This window comes from Bradyrhizobium sp. DN3 (assembly GCF_041357655.1).
In the GTDB taxonomy this organism is placed as follows: Bacteria; Pseudomonadota; Alphaproteobacteria; order Rhizobiales; family Xanthobacteraceae; genus Bradyrhizobium.
Map to the genome: position 1 here is coordinate 153,062 of NZ_JAULLN010000022.1, position 15,908 is coordinate 168,969.

At 65.3% G+C, this 15,908-nt stretch carries 9 protein-coding genes; 4 read left to right on the forward strand and 5 right to left on the reverse strand.

Annotation, left to right across the window (positions count from 1 at the left end):
* Window positions 1–66: 66 nt before the first annotated feature.
* Entirely contained in the window at window positions 67–4,800 is a 4,734-nt protein-coding gene (gene gltB, locus AAE027_RS29010; protein ID WP_370986450.1) for a glutamate synthase large subunit, read from the reverse strand.
* A gap of 490 nt (window positions 4,801–5,290) precedes the next feature.
* Here gltB and AAE027_RS29015 point away from each other — a divergent pair, with 490 nt between their 5' ends.
* Window positions 5,291–6,046 (forward strand): hypothetical protein, encoded by a 756-nt coding sequence (locus AAE027_RS29015; protein ID WP_370986449.1) that lies wholly within the window; start codon window positions 5,291–5,293, stop codon window positions 6,044–6,046.
* Window positions 6,047–6,262: 216 nt separating this feature from the next.
* Here the strand turns inward: AAE027_RS29015 and AAE027_RS29020 are convergent, their stop codons facing one another.
* Complete coding sequence (locus AAE027_RS29020) at window positions 6,263–6,727, reverse strand: Hsp20 family protein (RefSeq protein WP_165405838.1); 465 nt, start codon at window positions 6,725–6,727, stop codon at window positions 6,263–6,265.
* Window positions 6,728–6,934: 207 nt separating this feature from the next.
* Between AAE027_RS29020 and AAE027_RS29025 the strand changes: the two genes are divergently transcribed.
* Entirely contained in the window at window positions 6,935–7,882 is a 948-nt protein-coding gene (locus AAE027_RS29025; RefSeq protein WP_370986518.1) for an alpha/beta fold hydrolase, read from the forward strand.
* A gap of 175 nt (window positions 7,883–8,057) precedes the next feature.
* Here the strand turns inward: AAE027_RS29025 and AAE027_RS29030 are convergent, their stop codons facing one another.
* Together AAE027_RS29030 and AAE027_RS29035 are read right to left on the reverse strand one after the other, a co-directional pair.
* Entirely contained in the window at window positions 8,058–10,868 is a 2,811-nt protein-coding gene (locus tag AAE027_RS29030; protein ID WP_370986448.1) for a di-heme-cytochrome C peroxidase, read from the reverse strand.
* A gap of 183 nt (window positions 10,869–11,051) precedes the next feature.
* The gene (locus AAE027_RS29035) at window positions 11,052–12,848 is read right to left on the reverse strand and encodes an adenylate/guanylate cyclase domain-containing protein (RefSeq protein WP_370986447.1); all 1,797 of its coding nucleotides are present in this window, start codon (window positions 12,846–12,848) and stop codon (window positions 11,052–11,054) included.
* 222 nt (window positions 12,849–13,070) lie between these two features.
* On the opposite strand from AAE027_RS29035, the gene AAE027_RS29040 reads away from it, so the two are divergent.
* Window positions 13,071–13,703 (forward strand): LysE family translocator, encoded by a 633-nt coding sequence (locus AAE027_RS29040; RefSeq protein ID WP_370986446.1) that lies wholly within the window; start codon window positions 13,071–13,073, stop codon window positions 13,701–13,703.
* Window positions 13,704–13,899: 196 nt separating this feature from the next.
* Here the strand turns inward: AAE027_RS29040 and AAE027_RS29045 are convergent, their stop codons facing one another.
* Window positions 13,900–14,652, reverse strand: coding sequence for a sulfite exporter TauE/SafE family protein (locus AAE027_RS29045; protein WP_370986445.1), 753 nt, complete (start codon window positions 14,650–14,652; stop codon window positions 13,900–13,902).
* Between the two features lie 174 nt (window positions 14,653–14,826).
* Here AAE027_RS29045 and AAE027_RS29050 point away from each other — a divergent pair, with 174 nt between their 5' ends.
* The gene (locus AAE027_RS29050) at window positions 14,827–15,717 is read left to right on the forward strand and encodes a LysR substrate-binding domain-containing protein (protein ID WP_370986444.1); all 891 of its coding nucleotides are present in this window, start codon (window positions 14,827–14,829) and stop codon (window positions 15,715–15,717) included.
* Window positions 15,718–15,908 lie beyond the last annotated feature (191 nt).

Below are 15,908 nucleotides of genomic sequence, written 5' to 3' on the forward strand. Positions count from 1 at the left end.
CCAGTCTGCATCAAGGAAGAAAGTCTGGATTGCTTCGCTTCGCTCGCAATGACGGGGTGTGATGCCTTACGCCCCGATCGCGATCTTCGGCTCGGCGTCCGCGTTGGCGGCCATTTCGCGCAGCGCGCGCCGGTACTCGACCGGCATCACCTTGCGGAATTTGGGCAGCCAGTCCTTCCAATTGGCCAGGATGTCGGCGGCGCGCTTGGAGCCGGTCGCCTTGGCATGGCGCGAGATCAGCACGTGCAGCCGCTCGACGTCGGAGGCGAGCAGGTTCTTGAACACGTCGACCCGGCCGTGCGCCTCGAGGTCACCGAACTGGTTGTAGGCGCTCTGGGCGATCATCTCTTCCGACAGCACCGGCTCGAGCTCGACCATCGACAGGTTGCACAGCCGGTCGAAATCGCCGGCCTCGTCCAGCACATAGGCGATGCCGCCGGACATGCCGGCCGCGAAGTTGCGCCCGGTCTTGCCGAGCACGACCACGATGCCGCCGGTCATATATTCGCAGCAATGATCGCCCGCGCCCTCGACCACCGCCACCGCACCCGAATTGCGCACGGCAAAGCGCTCGCCGGCGATGCCGCGGAAGTAGCACTCGCCCGCGATCGCGCCGTACATCACGGTGTTGCCGACGATGATGCTCTCTTCCGGCACGATCGCAGAGTTCTTCGGTGGCTTGACGATGATCTTGCCGCCCGAAAGGCCCTTGCCGACATAGTCGTTGCCTTCACCCTCGAGCTCGAAGGTGACGCCGTGGGCGAGCCAGGCGCCGAACGCCTGGCCGGCGGTGCCCTTGAGGCTGACATGGATGGTGTCGTGCGGCAGACCGGCATGGCCGTAGATCTTGGCGACCGCACCCGACAGCATGGCGCCGGCGGAACGGTTGGTGCTGTTGATCGCAGCTTCGATTTTGACCGGCGCGCCGCGGTCGAGCGCAGGCGTCGCCTTATCGATCAGCGTGCGGTCGAGTACCGCCTCCAGATGATGGTTCTGACGCTCGGAGTGATAGATCTTCTGGCCCTTCTCTTCCTTCTGCTTGACGAACAGCTTTGAGAAGTCGAGGCCCTTGGCCTTCCAATGCGCGACCAGCCTGGTCTGGTCGAGCAGCTGCACCTGGCCGACCATCTCGTTGAAGGTGCGGAAGCCGAGCGAAGCCATGATCTCGCGGACTTCCTCCGCGACGAAGAAGAAGTAGTTGATCACGTGCTCGGGCTGGCCGGTGAAGCGCTTGCGCAGCACCGGATCCTGCGTCGCGACGCCGACCGGGCAGGTGTTGAGATGACATTTGCGCATCATGATGCAGCCGGCCGCGATCAAGGGCGCAGTGGCGAAGCCGAACTCGTCGGCACCCAGCAGCGCGCCGATCACGACGTCACGGCCGGTGCGGAAGCCGCCGTCGACCTGGACCACGATGCGGCTGCGCAGCCGCTCGCGCACCAAGGTCTGGTGAGTCTCGGCGAGGCCGATCTCCCAGGGTGAGCCGGCATGCTTGATCGAGGTCAGCGGCGAAGCGCCGGTGCCGCCCTCGAAGCCCGCGATGGTGACGTGGTCGGCGCGCGCCTTGGCGACGCCCGCAGCCACGGTGCCGACGCCGATCTCGGAGACGAGCTTGACCGAGACGTCGCCCGTCGGGTTGACGTTCTTGAGGTCGTAGATGAGCTGCGCCAGATCCTCGATCGAGTAGATGTCGTGGTGCGGCGGCGGCGAGATCAGGCCGACGCCCGGCGTCGAGTGCCGGACCTTTGCGATGGTGGCGTCGACCTTGTGGCCGGGCAGCTGGCCGCCTTCGCCGGGCTTGGCGCCCTGCGCCATCTTGATCTGCATCATGTCGGAGTTGACGAGATACTCCGTGGTGACGCCGAAGCGGCCCGAGGCGACCTGCTTGATCGCCGAGCGCATGGAATCGCCGTTCGGCATCGGCTTGAAGCGGTCGGCTTCCTCGCCGCCTTCGCCGGTGTTGGACTTGCCGCCGATCCGGTTCATGGCGATCGCGAGCGTGGTGTGCGCCTCGCGCGAGATCGAGCCGAAGCTCATCGCGCCCGTGGCGAAGCGCTTGACGATCTCCTTGGCCGGCTCGACCTGGTCGAGCGGGATCGGCTTGCGCTTCTCCTCCTCCGCGTTCTTGATCCGGAACAGGCCGCGCAGCGTCAACAGGCGCTCCGACTGCTCGTTGAGGATTTTTGCGAAGGCGCGGTAGCGCTCCTGCGAATTGCCGCGCGCGGCGTGCTGGAGCAGCGACACCGACTCGGCGGTCCAGGCATGGTCCTCGCCGCGGCTGCGATAGGCATATTCGCCGCCGACGTCGAGCGCGCTCTTGTAGACCTGAGCCTCGCCGAATGCGTCGGCATGACGGCGCACCGCCTCTTCCGCGATCTCGGCAAGACCGACGCCCTCGACGCGGGTGTGCGTGCCGGCGAAGAACTTTGCGACGAAATCCGCCTTGAGGCCGACCGCGTCAAAGATCTGCGCGCCGCAATAGGATTGGTAGGTCGAGATGCCCATCTTGGACATCACCTTGAGCAGGCCCTTGCCGATCGACTTGATGTAGCGCTTGACGATCTCGTAATCGTCGAGCGAGCCGGGCAGCCGGTCCTTCATCGCGATGATGGTCTCGAACGCGAGGTAGGGATTGATCGCTTCAGCACCGTAGCCGGCAAGGCAGGCGAAGTGATGCACTTCGCGCGGCTCGCCGGATTCGACGACGAGGCCGACCGAGGTGCGCAGGCCGGTGCGGATCAGGTGATGATGCACGGCGGCGCAGGCCAGCAGCGACGGGATCGGCACCCGGTCGGTGCCGACCATGCGGTCGGACAGGATGATGATGTTGACGCCCTCGCGCACCGCGCTTTCGGCGCGCGCGCAGAGTTCGTCGAGCACCTGGTCCATGCCGGCCGCGCCGAGACCGGCGTGGAAGGTGGTGTCGAGCGTGCGCGACTTAAAGTGCGTGTCGGCCACCTCCGAGATCGAGCGGATCTTTTCCAGATCCGCATCCGTCAGGATCGGCTGGCGCACTTCGAGGCGCTTGGTCGTGGCCATTCCTTGCAGATCGAACAGGTTCGGTCGCGGCCCGATGATGGAGACCAGGCTCATCACCAGCTCCTCGCGGATCGGATCGATCGGCGGGTTGGTGACCTGCGCGAAGTTCTGCTTGAAGTAGGTGAACAGCGGCTTGGCCTTGTGCGACAGCGCCGAGATCGGCGTGTCGTTGCCCATCGAGCCCGCGGCTTCCTCGCCCGTGGCCGCCATCGGCGTCATCAGGATGGTGATGTCTTCCTGGCTGTAGCCGAACGCCTGCTGGCGATCGAGCAGGGACAGGTTGGAGCGCACGCCGGTGATCGGCACCTTCGGCAGCTCTTCCAGCACGATCTGGGTCCGCTCCAGCCACTCCTTGTAGGGATGGCTCTTGGCGAGTTCGGCCTTGATCTCGTCGTCCGGAATCAGGCGGCCCTGCTCGAGATCGACCAGCAGCATCTTGCCGGGCTGCAAGCGCCACTTGGTGATGATCTGGTCCTCGGGGATCGTCAGCACGCCCATCTCGGACGCCATCACGATGCGGTCGTCCTTGGTGACGAGATAGCGCGCGGGCCGCAGGCCGTTGCGGTCGAGCGTGGCGCCGATCTGGCGGCCGTCGGTGAAGGCGATCGCCGCGGGGCCGTCCCACGGCTCCATCAGCGCGGCGTGATATTCGTAGAAGGCGCGGCGCTTCTCATCCATCAAGGGATTGCCGGCCCACGCCTCCGGAATCATCATCATGACGGCGTGCGGTAGCGAGTAGCCGCCCTGCACCAGGAATTCGAGCGCATTGTCGAAGCAGGCGGTGTCCGACTGTCCCTCGTAGGAGATCGGCCAGAGCCGGTTGATGTCCTTGCCGTAGAGCACGGAGCTCACCGAAGCCTGGCGCGCCGCCATCCAGTTGGTGTTGCCGCGCAGCGTGTTGATCTCGCCGTTATGCGCGATCATGCGGTAGGGATGCGCCAGCGACCAGGCCGGGAAGGTATTGGTCGAGAAGCGCTGGTGAACGAGTGCGAGCGCGCTCTCAAAGTCCTTTTCGTGCAAATCCGGATAGTACTTGCCGAGCTGGTCGGCCAGGAACATGCCCTTGTAGATCACGGTGCGGCACGACATCGAGCACGGATAGTAGCCCGCAAGGCCGCGGTCGCGGCGCAGGTAAATCGCCTGCGAGATCGACTTGCGCAGGATGTAGAGCCGGCGCTCGAACTCGTCCTCGGTCTTGGCGGTGCCGTTGCGGCCGATGAACACCTGCATGCAGGCGGGCTCGGTCGGCTTCACGGTGACGCCGAGAGAGGAGTTGTCGGTCGGCACGTCGCGCCAGCCCAGCAGGGTCAGGCCCTCTTCCTTGATCTGGTCGGCGATGATGCTCTTGATGACGTTGCGCCAGGCGGTGTCGCGCGGCATGAACAGCGCGCCGACGGCGTATTCGCCGGGCGCCGGCAGCTTGAAGCCGAGCTCCCCGGCCTTGCGGCTGAAGAAGGCGTGCGGGATCTGCACCAAAATGCCGGCACCGTCACCGGCGCGCGGGTCGGCGCCGACCGCGCCGCGATGCTCGAGATTGCAGAGGATGCTGAGCGCGTCCGAGACGATCTCGCGCGACTTCTTGCCTTTGATGTTGGCGATGAAGCCGACGCCGCAGGAATCCTTCTCGAGGGCGGGATCGTAAAGGCCTTCGGCTTTGGGGCGCGAATTGTGCTCCTGAATCGGATCGGTCGTTTTCGAGGCGACCGTCGCCGACAGCTGTTCTGCCACGATGTTTGCGCGCTCGAATTGCGACCCGTTCATTGTCCTGTCCTCTCCATGCGGCAAGCTGCCTCACCGCCATCTTCGGCGCACCTTGGGCGTTCCGCGGCACCCGCCTCTGGGTCACCGCTCGTCCGCTGCGAGCCGCATTTTCTTAAATTCAGGCCTAGGCGTTCTTCGTCCCCGAGAACGGCTTGGCCTGGTACCTTCCCGGCGCTCGAGAGCACCAGTTCTCGCTGCAATCCCTATGCCGGAACCGCAAGCAAAATTGAGACAGCTTTCCTGTCCTAACCATCACCTTGCCAAATTTTTGTCTAGCACACAAGCGCGCGGAAGTCCCGATTCCCGATATGTCAATCAATCGCTTTCCAAAAATTGCGCAGCCCCGGTTTTGAAGCAAACGCGCCCTGATCCGGCCCCGCAGGCGCCGAAATCCCAAATGAAGCTTCGGATCAACCCTTCGGAAGGCGCGCCACGCCGCGAGAAGCGAAAGAGGGCGGCCATCGGGGGGCCTGACAGGAGTGTCTCGACCATGAAGTTTTTCACAGGATGTGTGGCTGCCGCCGCGCTGGTGCTGGCTGCAAGTGCGGGGCACGCGCAGGTTCTCGCGGGCGGTATCGCGAGAGGGGCCGTGATCGCAGTGTCGGATTTCGACGGGCCGTACGCGCCGCCGGAGGCCGCGCCGCCCCCGCCGCCGCGTTACGGCTATGGCTACAGCTACGAGGAGCGCGGTCCGGCCCCGGGGCTGCTGCCGTCGACCGAGGTCTATGCGGTGCTGCGCGAAAACGGCTTTTCACCGCTCGGCATCCCGCGCCTGCGCGGCAGCGTCTACACCATCGCGGTGATCGACCATCGTGGCGACGATGGCCGGTTGGTGATCGACGCCCGCGACGGCCGGATCATCCGCTTCATGCCCGCCGCTGACGCCTACGGCATGGCGCCCACCGATGACGAGCGCGCGGTCGCGCCTTACGGCCCGCAAAGCGCGCTGCCGCCGCCGACCGTGATTCGCAGCGGCCCGCCGCGCCCGCCGGCTTCAATCCCGCATGTGGCAAGCCGCACCGTGCCGCTGCCCAAGGCCGCCCCGCCGCGCGGGGCTGTGCCGGTGGCAGCGGCGAAGCCGGCCGAACCCGCGCCGCAGCAGGCTCAGGCGCCGCAGGCACAGGCGCAGCAGACCGCGGCCATCCAGGCCAAGCCCGCCGAAGCTACTGCTTCAACCGTCCAGGCCAAACCGGCGGCAACGATCCTGCCGACCCAGGAGATGCCGGCGGCGCAGGGTTTGGAGTAGGCCCCTCAACTTCCGGTGTCGTCCCGGCGAAGGCCGGGACCCATACCGCGAGGTCTATCGATGGTTTCGGTGCGAGTACCGAACGAGGAATCTTCGCCAAACGTCTCCCTGTGGTTATGGGTCCCGGCCTTCGCCGGGACGACGCTGGGGAGAGGTCAGCGTAAAAAAACGCCCCGGGGCACCGGGGCGTTTTCGCGACTCGGAGGTGGCGGTGCGTTAGGCGGCTTGCGCCGAGCTCTCGATCACCTGCGCCTTCGGGGCGCTGGTGTTGATCGCGATCTGGCGCGGCTTCTTGGCCTCGGGAATCTCGCGGACGAGGTCAACGTGAAGCAGGCCGTTCTCGAGCGAGGCGTCCTTCACCTGCACGAAATCGGCAAGCTGGAAGGCACGCTCGAAGGCGCGCGCGGCGATGCCGCGGTAGAGCACTTCGGACTTCGAGTTCTCGTTGGCGACTTTCTCGCCCTTGATCGTCAGCGTGTTTTCCTTCGCGACGATGGAGAGCTCGTCCTTGGCGAAGCCGGAGACCGCAACGGTGATGCGGTAGGCGTTCTCGCCGGTGCGCTCGATGTTGTAGGGGGGATAACCGGGGCTGCCGTCCGAGCCGGCCTGGTCGAGCAGGCTAAAGAGGCGGTCGAAGCCGACGGTGGAACGATAGAACGGGGTGAGATCATAGCTACGCATGGTCAAGTCCTCCATTGAGCGACTGTTTGGGTAACCCGCCCGCCAATCGGGCCGGGCTTTCGTCTGTGTGCAGCCTGATGTTCCGGTTCCGAAACACTGGTAGCGGCCTGCACGAAAATGATATGGGTGGAACGAGACGGCGTTCAAGAGGGCGGCATTTGCGCCTTTTCGGCGCTTTAGCCCCTTGATTTGCAGTACTTGCCGCCTATGACGCTGGTCTCGATCCCGTCCAATCCCGTCCCCGAAAACGTCGTCAGCGGCACCATCAAGACCCCCGATGGCGCCGAGCTGCGCTTTGCGCGCTGGGCGCCGCCGGCGGGCCGCAAGGGCACGGTCTGCGTCTTCACCGGGCGCAGCGAGCAGATCGAGAAATATTTCGAGACGGTGCGCGACCTGCGCGACCGCGGCTTTGCGGTGGCGATGATCGACTGGCGCGGGCAGGGCCATTCCTCGCGCCGCCTGCGCGATCCGCGCAAGGGCTATGTGCGCGACTTCGCCGATTTCGAGATCGACGTCGAGACCTTCGTGCAGCAGGTGGTGCTGCCGGATTGTCCGCCGCCGTTCTTCGCGCTCGCCCATTCGATGGGCGGCACGGTGCTGCTGCGGGTCGCGCACGCGGGCAAGCGCTGGTTCGATCGCATGGTGCTGTCGGCGCCGATGATCGACCTGCCTGGCCGCACCACGTCGTTTCCGGCCCGCGCGCTGCTCAAGACGATGCGCCTGTTCGGGCAGGGCGGCCGTTATGTCCCCGGCGGCAGCAGCCGCATCACCGGGCTCGATCCCTTCATCAACAATCCCCTCACCAGCGATCCCGTGCGCTATGCGCGCAATGCCGCGATCCTGGAGGAGGATTCGACGCTGGGGCTGGCGTCACCGACGGTGGCCTGGGCCGACGCTGCCTTCAGCGCGATGCAAACCTTCAAGCGCCTGAAATATCCGTCAGAGATCCGCCAGCCGATCCTGATGCTGGCGGCCTCCAGCGACACCGTGGTCTCGACCGCTGCGATCGAGGAGTTCGCCTATCATTTGCGCGCCGGCTCGCATCTCGTCATCGCGGGCTCGAAGCACGAGATCCTCCAGGAGCAGGACCGCTACCGCTCCCAGTTCTGGGCCGCCTTCGACGCCTTCGTGCCGGGCACGCCGCTGTTCAAGTGAGAGGTGACGCTGCGGGGAAGGTGGCAGTGGGACTCGCGAAGAGTCCTCATTCTCCGTCATTGCGAGGAGCTCGCGACAAAATTGCGTAGCAATTTTGCGCTGATGCGACGAAGCAATCCAGACTGCCTGCGCGGAGACGGTCTGGATTGCTTCGCTGCGCTCGCAATGACGGTGCTCACAGCGTCTTCAGATACTCGATCAGATCGTAACGCTCTTGCTCCTTGAGCACGCGGCCGATGGTGCCGTCCTTGCCCGGCCCCGGCGTGCCGTCGAACGAGTGGCCGGCATTGCTGTTGCCGAACAACTCGGTGCCGTCAGACGCCCGCGTCGAGAAGCGCGACTGCCCGGTCTTGCAGCTCTCGCCGTCGGCGACCGCGAAGCCGACCTGCTTCGGATCGTAGTCGCGACCACCACCCATGCAGAACGATTTCGGGCGCTCGGCCGCGGGGCTCAGCATCCAGTAGAGCGAGGGCACCGATCCGTTGTGCAGGTAAGGCGCGGTGGCCCAGACGCCGTTGAGCGGGCGCGCGCGATACCAGGGCCCCCGCTCCTCTTTATCGGGCGGCTGCGGACCGGGATTGGGGCAGTTCTTGCGCTTACCCCACCAGGCTTGCTGAACCTTCGGCTCGATCTTGGCATCGTCCATCGCCTTGCGGGCGACGATGTCCACGAGCACCATCAGGCCGAGCGAGTATGGCATGTCGGTCGAAGAAATATCCGGCAGATTGCAGCTCCACCAGGCATTGAGCTTCTGAGTGGGATCGAGCTGTAGGAAACCCGGGACCTGAACCGTGCGCGTCGCCAGCACGCCGGCCTGAGCCGGGTCGGTCCCCATGCCTTTGGCGCTTTTCTGGACCTCGTTCAGGAATTTGTCGTCGCCGATGGTTTCCCATCGTGAGGAGGACCAGATGCTCTGGGCCGGAAATTCGGCGTCGAACACGGGATCGTTGACCGGCCCGAGATGGCATTCGACGCAGATCTCCGCATAGAGCTTGCGGCCACGTTTGACGCGGTCGCCATCGATCCTCCAGGCATCATCGCCGAAGATATCCGACGGCCATTTCGGCGATGTCAGTCCGGAGAGCTGCTTTTTCGGATAGGGCGGCGACCCCTTCAGCAGATCCTCGATCCAGTTCAGATTCTTGATATCCATCGACGAGCGGAACAGCCTGTCTTTGGGAGTAGTGTCGGACAGATTCAGCAGCGCGGTCACGCCCAGCGCTTCGCCGGCGTTACGGATCAGCGGCTGCTCGATGGACGCGTCATATTGCGCGAATTTGAGCCAGGGCACGGTCCAGATCGGCGGGAAGCTGACCGGCGCGTCCTTGGCATGCAGATTCTTCTCGAAGCCGCTGAGGCCGCTGAGCGTCATGTCCTGAGCGAACACCTGATTGCCGATGCGGTTGAGCGCGTCGAGACGGCCGTATCCTTCCTCGGTGTCCTGCTGCTTCTCTTGCCGCTTCGTCTTCTCGTTGAACCTCGTCTTGCCGTCGATGGTTTTCGCGTAGGTCTTCTCCCAGTCGATCAGGAACGTGCTGATCGCGCGCAGCTTCTGCTTCAGCGCATCGCGGTCCGCATCGCTGGCGGAGGCGCCGAGCACGCGGTCGGCGAAGCGCGTAAAGCGGCCTGGCACGAACAGCGTGTAGGCGATCGACAGGCCCGTCGTGACCTCGAGCTTCCTCAGGTCGGTCATCGCGGGGCCGCCGTCGAAACGGATGTCGATGCCCTTGTAGTGGATCTGGCCGGTGTGGCAGGCGGCACAGGTCAGGCCGATCCGGTCCTCGCCGATCTGGCCGGTCGCAGGATCGGGGACGCCGGTCATGCGCGCAAAGCCGACGGGCAGGCCGTCGACGTTTTCGGCCTCGGCACCCCAGTTCACCGGCGGATCCCAGAGCCGCGCCGGCACCGGCTTCGTCTTGTCGTAGACGTTGGCATAGCCGAATTGGCGCAGCGTGGCGTCGTCGGTGTTGATCGTCTGCGGGCTCGGGATGAAGCCGAAGCGCTGCAGATGGTCGCTGTCATGCAGCATGCCGGGCTTTGCGAAGAAATGAAGCCGCGGCTGCTCGAGCGCCATGAACCAGCGATAGGGCACCGGGAAGGTCGCGGTGCCCTGGCTGGCGTGATGAAACCAGTGCCGGTCCTCCAGCGCCCAGTTCTGCTCGAGCCAGTACGCGGCCCGGGGTTCGACGTGCTCGGGCAATGGCGGCGCCACCAGGTCCCCGAGAATGCCGGGCAGCATGGGCTGGAATTGATCCGGAAAACGCAGCGCCACGATGCCAAAGACGAGGAGCGCGGCGACGAGTCCGCCGGCAGCGCGCGAGATCAGTGAGGGCGGGGTGACGGGCTGGCTGACAACTCGCTGGGTGATCCTGTCAGGGAATTTGCGCTCGTCGAACAATGTCCTCACCTCGGCCACGCTGAGATAGCGGTCATCACCCTGACCCTTGCCCATGATCTTGAGCAGGATCGGCCATTCGAACTTCATCAGGATCGGGTAGTACCAGCGCGATTGATTGCCAGCGCGCTTGAGGTTGTCCTTCATGAAGGTCTGGATTTGCGAGGCGTTGAGCCCGGTCTCGGTGCCGGCGCCATCGGGATCGGTATAGGTGCCGCCGAAACTGGCGAGCCGCGCGATCTCGTCCTCGTTGACGCGACCGTCGACGCCGAGGATGCGCGAGCCGGCACCGAGCTTGTCGAGCGGGCCGCCGCGCAACATATTGAGCTGCGCGCCCCAAAAGATGCTTTGCAGGATGTGACAGGCGCCGTTGGCAATCAGCGCGACGCCGCGGACCTGGATGCGGGCCGAAATCTTCTTCACCCCCGTCTCGCCGCTTGCATTCGCGATGGTCTGTGACAGCGTCCGGAGCGGGACGGTCCCGCCATCGACGAAGCCTTCGCCGACGAGGCCGCGCAGGAATGGACAGGGATTGTTCGGCGAGACCTGAATCGAGGGGTCGAAGGGCGGCTTCGAGGCGCGGTCATGCATGGCCCAAATCCTGAAAACAGCGAATCGCAAAAAAGACGCGCCGATCAAGCGCGGAAAGTCCTAACAAATCGACAGCAGACTATACTACTTCAGCGTGTGATGAAGTGTGGCTGATTTCACTGTCGTGTCAACAACAGCGGGCGCGAGCAGCTTGCCGCGAAGGGCGGAACCGCGATCTGCCGTTCAGGACTCGGCGGCGCGTTTGACGTCAATCTGCACCAGGGTCAGCTTGCCGAGCGGCACGCCGGCCTTCAGCAGCCCCTCGCGGTAATGGGCGATGTCCTCAGGCCGCTTCCAGTGGAAGTTGCGCAAGTGCCTGTCGGCATTCAGGGTTGGATAATTCCCCATCAGCACGCTGGCGGCCTCGCTCGCCTCGCCGCTCCGTCCCATTTGGGCCAACGCCGCGGCGCGGATTGCCAGCGCCTGCATGTGGTTCGGGTTGATGTAGAGCTGCTCGCGGGCCCATGACAGGGTCGCGTCATATTGGCGCAACAGGTAGTGACTAAAGGCGTTCAGCGCCGCCCATTGGTAGCGCGGGTCGCTGTTGTCGCGCTGCGCCGCCATCGAGAACAGCTCGATCGCCTCGCGGTGCTCGCCGATGACGAAATGGCAGATGCCGAGCACGCCGCGCGCGCCGTTGTCGTAGGGGTTGAGCGCGACCGCGCGCTTGGCGGCGTCCATCGCGGCCTCGTAATGCCCTTCCATCGCATGGGCCCAGGACAGGATCGAAAACGCGAATGAGGAGCGCGGGTCGAGCCTGACGCTGGTCTCGGCGAGGTTCATCGCCTCGGCCCACATCTCCCGCGTGCCCTTGACCCAGCCGAACTGGATGCTCTGGATCTGGATCGTGGCGAGATAGGCGTGCGCGATCGACAGCTTGGGATCGAGCCGGATGGCCTCGCGGAACAGGTCGACGGCGGTGGCCAAATCCTCCTTGGTCTGCCGGTAGTAGTGCGACAGCCCCTTGAGGAAGCGGTCCCAGGCGCTTACGTCGGTCGAGAGCCGCGCCGGCGCCGAGGCCTCGGCCCGGACGATCTCGGTGGCGATGGCGGCGGACAGGTTGGTGGTGATCTCGTCCTGCATCGCGAACAGGTCGCCGATGTCGCGGTCGTAGCGGCCGGTCCAGAGCTGCTCGCCGGTCTCCGGCGCGATCAGCTCGGCGGTGACGCGGATCTTGGCGCCGGCGCGCCGCACGGAGCCCTGGATCAGATAGGTCGCGTCGATCTCGCGCGCGATCAGCCGTGTGCTGATGTTCCTGCCCTTGAAGGCGAAGGTCGAGTTGCGGCTGAGCACGCGATAGAAGGATTGCAGCGACAGCGCGTGGATCAAATCCTCGGTCAGGCCGTCGGAGAAATATTCGTCCTGGGCATCGCTGAGATTGGCGAAGGGCAGCACGCCGACGATCGCGGTGCGGTACTGCTGTGAGAGAGCGGACGCCTCCCTCAGCTCGGGCGCGAGTGCCGGCGCGCCCTCGGGCGTCCAGGTCCAGACCCCGACCGCATCCTTGATGTTCTTGAAGCGATGGTTGCCGGCATCGGTGAGCGGCACGGTGAGATGCTTGCTCGCCTCGCGATAGGCCTTGGCCGAGATGGCGAAGCCGCCGGGGCTCGCCACCGATTCCAGGCGGACGGCGATGTTGACATCGTCACCGAACACTTCGTCCTCGTCGGCGATGACGTCGCCCATGTGGATGCCGAGCCGGAACTGCATGGCGCGGTCCGCGGGCAGATGCCGGTTGCGCTCCGCCATCAGCGTCTGCATCGCCATCGCGGCTTCGGTGGCGCCGACGATCGAGGCAAACTCGAGCAGGAAGCCGTCGCCGGTGTTCTTCACGACGCGGCCGCCGTGATTGAGGATGATGGGGTGGATCGCGCTGCGATGGGCCTTGAAGGCGGCATGGGTGCCGGCCTCGTCGCTGCCCATCATGCGCGAATAGCCGGCGACATCGGCGCAGACGATGGCAGCCAGACGTCTTTCCATATCCCAGGAGCTCCAACGGATTTGCGACCGGCCACGGCGTGGCCGTCGCCTCGAATCCCGCATTTCAAGAACCCTGCCTTTATAGAGCAGATAAGGCGGCGCGAAAGTATGATCCGCATTGCAAATTCGAGGTAAATCCCACGCAATTGCGGCGGTGGACGGGGACGGGCGAACCGAATAAGCCCACCGTTGAGGCCGATGGCGGGCCGGCGGGGATCTCACATGCTGGGCATTCACGAAATCTGGCTCTTCATCCTGTCGGGCGTGCTGCTCAACATCACGCCGGGCCCTGATACCGTCTATGTGATCGGACGCAGCATGCAGATGGGCTGGCGGGGCGGGGCCGCCGCTGCGCTCGACATCAGTTGTGGCTGCTTTTTCCACGTCACGGCAGCGGCGATCGGCCTTTCGGCCCTGCTGATGGCCTCATCGACCGCGTTTTCGATCCTGAAACTGGTCGGCGCGGCCTATCTCGTCGTCACAGGACTTCAGATGCTGTGGTCGCGCCCGGCGCTGGCCTCGGCCATCGACGAACCCGTACGGAGCTCGCTGCGGCGGGTCTTCCTCCAGGGCGTCTTCACCAATGCGCTCAATCCCAAGGTCGCCCTGTTCTTCCTCGCCTTCCTGCCGCAATTCGTCGCAGCCGATTCAGCCCACAAGCCGCTCGCCTTCCTGACCCTCGGCCTGATCTTCATCTGCACGGGCACGCTGTGGTGTCTGGTGCTGGCGGCGTTCGCGGCCGGAGCCGCCCATCGCTTGCGGCGCTCCGAGGGCGTGATCGCCTGGGTCAACCGTGCGCTCGGCGGCCTCTTCATCTATCTCGGCATCCGCGTCGCCATGCTGGAGACGCGGTAGTCACTATTAGGTGTCGCGGGGGCGCGCACCTCTCCCCAGCGGGGAGAGGTCGGATCGCGAAGCGATCCGGGTGAGGGGGCGCAGCATTCGATGAGACCAAAACCCCTCACCCGGATCGCATCTATCGATGCGCTCCGACCTCTCCCTACGGGAGAGGTGAACGGAGCGTCACAGCCCATATCGATTTCCTGAGCCTTCAGGCGATTTCCTTCAGCAGCGCGCTGCCGGCGAGATAGAGGCCCAGCAAAATCATCGCGATCAGGAACCAGCGGCGAAACGCTTCCGCCGGCATCCGCGCCCGCACTGACTGGCCGATGAACATGCCGGCAAAGGCCATGGTGAGGCCGACGGCGCCGGGCACGGCATTGGCCGGCGTCAGCAATCCGCCGGCGGTCAGGTTGAAGGCGAGCGCCAGCGTCGCCGTCGTGAAGAACACGCCGAGCGCCTGCACCAGCTCGTCCTTCTCCATGCCGATCGCCTGCATGAAGGGCATTGACGGGATCACCTGCACGCCGGTCGAGGCCGAGATCACGCCGGTGACGACACCGACCACGCCGCCGACCCATTTCTCGTTCTCAGGCGCGACGCGGAAGTGGAATTTGTTCAGGCCGATCACGGCGTAGATGACGAGCAGGGCGCCGAGCACGATCGTGCCATAGCGCGCATGGGGGCCGGTCAGCGCGCCGGCATTGAGCCAGCATCCGATCACGGTGCCGATCATCAGCGGCCACAGCCGCCTCAGGATGTCGCGCAAGTGAGGGCCGACGAAGGTCTGCCAGATGTTGGTGACGATGGCGGGCACGATCACGATGGCGATCGCGCGGCTGGGCGCCATGCTCACAGCGAGCAGGCCGATGGACACGGTCGGCAGGCCCAGCCCGACCACGCCCTTGACGAATCCGGCGACCAGGAAGACGGCTGCGATGACAATGAGGAGCGGGTCGATCATATCTGCACATTGACCGAAGCCGCGCGCCGGCACAATCTGGAGGTTCCGGAGACAGCCTTCGTCTTGAACGAAGGCTAGGGCATGATCCGGACCCGGAGGGCCGCGTTAGCGCAAAGTGCGCAGCGGTTTTCCGACAAGATCATGCTCAAACAATAAGGTTGAGAGAAACTCGTCATGCGCTTCGATCTCATCGACCTCCAGCTCTTCATCGCGGTCGCCGACCAGCGCAGCATCACCCGCGGCGCGGAGCGCTCGCACCTGGCGCTGGCCTCGGCCAGCGCGCGCATCAAGGGGCTCGAGGACGCGCTTGGTGTCGCGCTGCTCAAGCGCGGCCGCCGCGGCGTCGAGTTAACCGCGGCCGGCGAGAGCCTGCTCGATCACGCGCGCCTCGTCATCCACCAGATCGACGCCATGCGCGGCGATCTCGCCGGCTTCGCCAGCGGCGTGCGCGCCAGCGTGCATTTCCTCGCCAACACCTCGGGGCTCTCGGAGCACCTGCCGAAGGCGCTGGCCGGCTTCCTGCGCGAGCATCGTGACGTCGCGATCGACATCGAGGAGCGCGAGAGCACCGACATCGCGGCGGCGATCACCGCGGGCGCTGCCGATCTCGGCTTTGCCGCCGAGCACGCGCTGCCCGAGCATATCGAGCGTTTCCGCTTCAGCGAGGATCGGTTGACGCTGGTGACGTCGCGCCGCGGCCCGTTCGCCGGCCGTCGCCAGATCGACTTTCAGGAGGCGGGGGCCTGCGACTTCGTCGGCCTGACCAGCGCCACCGCGCTTCAAATGCACATCTCGAAGCATGCGGCGCGGCTCGGCATGCGCCCACATTTCCGCGCGCGCCTGCGCGATTTCGATGCGATCTGCCAGATGGTCGCCGCCGATGTCGGCGTGGCGCTCGTGCCCGAAGCCGCCGCCCGCCGCTGCGCCAAGACGATGCCGATTGCCATGGTCCGCCTGCGCGATGCTTTCGCCAACCGGAAGCTCGTGATCTGCGCGCGCAGCTTCAAGACGCTGCCAAGGCCGGCCAAGATGCTGGTGGAGCATTTAAGGGCGGCGGCGGTGTGAAGGGGCTACGCTTACCCTCCCCTGGAGGGGGAGGGTCGGCTCACATTGAGCGTAGCGAAATGTGAGACGGGGTGGGGTGACGGTCTCTCTGCGTCGGACAGTGGCCGTGTGGAGAGATCACCCCACCCCCCTCGCGCGGCGCGCGATCGACCCTCCCCCACCACGGAGGGTGCACCGTCCATGCGGCACCT

What these genes read in the sequence shown, in the direction of transcription:
- AAE027_RS29025 (WP_370986518.1), top strand. Translation starts at nt 6,935, where the DNA reads ATGACGCTGGTCTCGATCCCGTCCAATCCCGTCCCCGAAAACGTCGTC.
- AAE027_RS29040 (WP_370986446.1), top strand. Translation starts at nt 13,071, where the DNA reads ATGCTGGGCATTCACGAAATCTGGCTCTTCATCCTGTCGGGCGTGCTG.
- AAE027_RS29020 (WP_165405838.1), bottom strand. Translation starts at nt 6,727, where the DNA reads ATGCGTAGCTATGATCTCACCCCGTTCTATCGTTCCACCGTCGGCTTC.
- gltB (WP_370986450.1), bottom strand. Translation starts at nt 4,800, where the DNA reads ATGAACGGGTCGCAATTCGAGCGCGCAAACATCGTGGCAGAACAGCTG.
- AAE027_RS29030 (WP_370986448.1), bottom strand. Translation starts at nt 10,868, where the DNA reads ATGCATGACCGCGCCTCGAAGCCGCCCTTCGACCCCTCGATTCAGGTC.
- AAE027_RS29035 (WP_370986447.1), bottom strand. Translation starts at nt 12,848, where the DNA reads ATGGAAAGACGTCTGGCTGCCATCGTCTGCGCCGATGTCGCCGGCTAT.
- AAE027_RS29015 (WP_370986449.1), top strand. Translation starts at nt 5,291, where the DNA reads ATGAAGTTTTTCACAGGATGTGTGGCTGCCGCCGCGCTGGTGCTGGCT.
- AAE027_RS29050 (WP_370986444.1), top strand. Translation starts at nt 14,827, where the DNA reads ATGCGCTTCGATCTCATCGACCTCCAGCTCTTCATCGCGGTCGCCGAC.
- AAE027_RS29045 (WP_370986445.1), bottom strand. Translation starts at nt 14,652, where the DNA reads ATGATCGACCCGCTCCTCATTGTCATCGCAGCCGTCTTCCTGGTCGCC.